Origin of the sequence: Paenibacillus sp. AR247, from assembly GCF_002968895.1 — a bacterium.
Lineage (GTDB): Bacteria > Bacillota > Bacilli > Paenibacillales > Paenibacillaceae > Paenibacillus_AQ > Paenibacillus_AQ favisporus.
In genome coordinates this window covers 191,017-195,172 of the sequence record NZ_PCZT01000006.1, presented here as the reverse complement: position 1 = coordinate 195,172, position 4,156 = coordinate 191,017, and the positions used below count along the sequence as shown (strand labels likewise).

The 4,156-nt window shown below is 55.9% G+C and carries 4 protein-coding genes; all 4 read right to left on the bottom strand.

Annotated elements, in window-relative coordinates:
• A partial coding sequence (locus tag CPT76_RS05830; RefSeq protein WP_258168123.1) for a glutamine synthetase family protein occupies nucleotides 1-1,115 on the bottom strand: 1,115 nt, incomplete at its 3' end.
• 33 nt (nucleotides 1,116-1,148) lie between these two features.
• Entirely contained in the window at nucleotides 1,149-1,562 is a 414-nt protein-coding gene (locus CPT76_RS05825) for a MerR family transcriptional regulator (protein WP_076171220.1), read from the bottom strand.
• A gap of 87 nt (nucleotides 1,563-1,649) precedes the next feature.
• Nucleotides 1,650-2,903 (bottom strand): methionine gamma-lyase family protein, encoded by a 1,254-nt coding sequence (locus CPT76_RS05820; protein WP_105442223.1) that lies wholly within the window; start codon nucleotides 2,901-2,903, stop codon nucleotides 1,650-1,652.
• 22 nt (nucleotides 2,904-2,925) lie between these two features.
• The coding region (hflX, locus tag CPT76_RS05815) for a GTPase HflX (RefSeq protein ID WP_105442222.1) at nucleotides 2,926-4,156 on the bottom strand (1,231 nt) is incomplete at its 5' end.

Below are 4,156 nucleotides of genomic sequence, written 5' to 3'. Positions count from 1 at the left end.
ACGTAGATGTTGCGGTCGATCGGCGCCGGCAGCTTCAGCTCGTTGCTGATGCCGTCAAGGCCGGCTCTCAGCATAACGGCAAGCGCCAGGTACGGGTTCGCTGCAGGATCCGGGTTACGAACTTCAACGCGTGTGCTCAAACCGCGGGAAGCCGGAATCCGGATCATCGGGCTGCGGTTGCTGCCGGACCAAGCCACGTAGCACGGAGCTTCATAGCCTGGAACGAGGCGCTTGTAAGAGTTGACCGTCGGGTTCGTGATGGCTGCCATGGCGCGGGCATGCTTCAGCACGCCTGCCATGTAATAGCGGGCGGTGGCGCTCAGGCCCAGCTCGTCGGACTCGTCGTAGAAGGCGTTCTCGTTGCCTTTGAACAGCGACTGGTGGCAGTGCATACCGGAACCGTTCACGCCGAACAGCGGCTTCGGCATAAAGGTCGCATGCAGACCATGCTGACGGGCAATCGTTTTAACGACCAGTTTGAACGTTTGGATCTGGTCCGCTGCCTTCACAGCGTTCTCGTATTTAAAGTCGATCTCGTGCTGTCCCGGCGCCACTTCGTGGTGGGAAGCCTCGATTTCAAATCCCATTTCTTCCAACGTCAATACGATCTCGCGGCGGCAGTTCTCGCCGAGGTCTGTCGGAGCCAGGTCAAAATATCCGCCCTGGTCGTTCAGTTCCGTCGTCGGATTGCCTTTCTCGTCGGTCTTGAACAGGAAAAATTCCGGCTCCGGACCTACGTTCATGGACGTGTAGCCCATCGCTTCCGCTTCTTTCAGGTTGCGTTTCAGAATACCGCGAGGGTCTCCGGCAAACGGAGTGCCATCCGGCATATAAATGTCACAGATGAGACGCGCAACGCGGTCTTCCGTCACCCAAGGGAAAATGACCCAAGTGTCCAAATCCGGATACAGGTACATATCGGATTCCTCGATGCGCACATAACCTTCGATGGAAGATCCATCGAACATCATTTTATTGTCGAGCGCCTTCTTCAGCTGGCTGACGGGAATCTCCACATTTTTGATCGTTCCCAGCAAGTCCGTGAATTGAAGACGGATAAAACGGACGTTCTCTTCCTCCGCAATACGCAGAATATCCTCTTTAGTATAACTCACGATATCCTCTCCCTTTCTCACATGTGATTCCTGTTATTTTTTATTAAAAAACCGGGACAGCTCGCCTTGAATCAATGAGACCTGACCCGGTCTCTTACCAGATACCAGCTGCTGCTTCAGCAATCGGTGCAGCTGAGATTCCGACAGTTCTCTGCGCTTTACCTCGGTGTCGGCATTAAGGACAGTGGCTTCCTCAGACTCTTTGGACACAGGATTCATGACCTGCTTGATTCCCGCGATGTTGACGCCCTTCTCAATGAGCGCCTTAATCTCCAGCAATCTCTCCACATCGTTAAACGAGAACAACCGCTGGTTGCCGGAGGTGCGCGCAGGCACGATCAAATTGTGCTGTTCGTAATACCGGATCTGCCGCGCGGACAAATCGGTCAGCTTCATGACGATACCTATCGGGAATAATGCCATGTTTCTGCGAATTTCATCACCCATGACTCATCTCAACCTTCCACATGAACTATTTCTCATGTTCCATTGTACATTTCATGATATCACACGTCAATAACGTGTCAGATAAACTTACAATAATTTTCGATTTTTCATCGTCTGTAACGCCATCATTACGCCATATTTGACGTGTGAATAGGTGAGTCCGCCCTGCATGTATCCGATATAAGGCTCCCGGATCGGCGCGTCTGCAGACAGCTCCAGACTTCCCCCTTGAATGAACGTCCCGGCCGCCATAATGACCGGATGCTCGTAGCCGGGCATGTCCCACGGCTCGGGTACGACGTGGCTGTCGACCGCTGCCGCGCGCTGGATCCCCTGAACGAAAGCGATCAAATGATCCGGTCCGGTAAAGGAAATGGCCTGGATCAGGTCGGTGCGCTTCTCGTTCCATGCCGGCTTGCTCTCGAACCCCGCCTGCTCAAACATCGCGGCTGCGAAAATGCTGCCCTTGACCGCTTGTCCCACAAGCGTCGGCGCAAGGAAGAGCCCCTGGTAAATCCCCCGGGTCGCTCCAAGCATCGCTCCCACCTCACCGCCGATGCCCGGGGCGGTCAGCCGATAGGCTGCAAGATCAACGAGGGCTTGTCTGCCGCAAATATAGCCGCCGGTTTCGGCAATACCCCCGCCGGGGTTTTTGATCAGCGAGCCCGCCATCAGATCTACTCCGACCTGCGTCGGCTCTATTTCCTCCGTAAATTCGCCGTAGCAGTTGTCCACAAACACGATCACATCCGGCTTGATTTGCTTTACGCGCCGGACCATTTCGCCAATCTGCTCCACCGTGAACGAGGAACGCCAGTCATAGCCGCGCGACCGCTGGATGCCGATCACCTTCGTTGAGCCGGAAATGCCGGCTTCTACAGCCTCCCAGTCTACGTCTCCTGACGCAGTCAAGGCAGCTTCGCGGTAAGTAATCCCAAAATCGGCCAGGGAGCCCGTTCCATCCCCTTTGCGGCCGATCACCTTATGTAATGTATCGTACGGCCGTCCGGTAATGTAGAACAGCTCGTCCCCAGGACGAAGCACCCCGAACAAGGCCGTTGAAATCGTATGGGTCCCGGAAGCAAAATGCGGGCGTACCAGAGCGGCTTCGGCTCCGAATACGTCCGCATACACCAAATCAAGCACTTCTCTTCCTCGGTCGTTATAGGCATAACCGGTTGAGCCGGCGAAATGAAAATCGCTCACCTGATGGCGCTGGAACGCTTCGATGACCTTCCACTGATTATGGTCCACGATTCCGTCCACCGTCCGGAGCTGATCTTCGATCCGCCGCTCGGCTGTATCTTTCCACTGTATAAGTTCGTCTGCAAATGTTACCATGTTCCCGGTTTCTCCTCACTTCTCATTGGTCAGAAGGTCTGACCTGTTCTTTATAGCTCTCTACGATGTAACCGTACTTCTCATAGTCAGGCTTGTGCACCTGCACCGTATAAATCATATCATCATTGTCGGCATCCTGGCCAATCACTTCGCCGACCCGGTGCAGCTGGGACAATATATCACCACGTCCGGCAGGTACGCGGAAGGTTAATGTATCTCCCGTCAGCCTCGTCTGTACTGCTTCGCGAACGGCCAGCAGATCTCCTTCCGCAAAAGCGCTGATTTTTAAATAACCCGTCCCGGACGGCAGCATCTCCAGCTGCTCCGGGGTGCAGACGTCTTTTTTGTTGAAAAGGATCAGCTGCGGCTTGTCAGCCGCCCCCAGCTCTTCCAGAATGGAATCCACCACCCGCATTTGTTCGTCCCGCATCTCCGACGATGCGTCAACGACGTGCAGAACGAGATCGGCCTCATTCACTTCCTCCAGCGTGGCGCGGAATGCGGCGACGAGGTCGTGCGGGAGGTTCTGGATGAAGCCGACCGTATCGGTCAGGATCACTTCGCTGCCGCCGGGCAGCTTCATGATACGCGAGGTCGGATCCAGCGTCGCAAACAGCTGGTTTTCGATATAGACGTCAGCGTTGGTCAGCTGTTTGAGCAGCGTTGACTTGCCCGCATTCGTGTAGCCCACCAGCGCAACCTGGACCACCCCGCTCTTCTGCCTGCGGCCGCGGTGCAGCTTCCGGTGCTTGGTAACCTCTTCAAGCTGGCGTTTCAGGTCGCCGATCCGACCGCGGATGTGCCGGCGGTCGGTCTCCAGCTTGCTTTCCCCCGGTCCCCGCGTCCCGATTCCCCCGCCGAGACGGGAAAGGTTTTTGCCGTGTCCGGACAGCCGTGGCAGCAGGTACGTCAGCTGAGCCAGCTCCACCTGGATAATCCCTTCGCGCGTTTTGGCGCGCTGGGCGAAAATATCCAGGATGAGCTGGGTGCGGTCGATGATTTTGGCATCGAGGGCCTCCTCCAGGTTCCGGACCTGGGCGCCGGAGAGCTCCTGATCAAAGATGGCCGTATTGCCGCCATGCATTTCCAGAATTTGCTTCAGCTCTTCCACCTTGCCCTTGCCGATAAACCATCTCGCATCCGGTACATCCCGGTTCTGCACTAGCATTTCCAGCACTTCCACGCCGGCTGTCTCGGCCAGCCGGACGAGCTCTTGAAGCGAGTGCTCCGTATTCATGCCGGATCTCTTCACC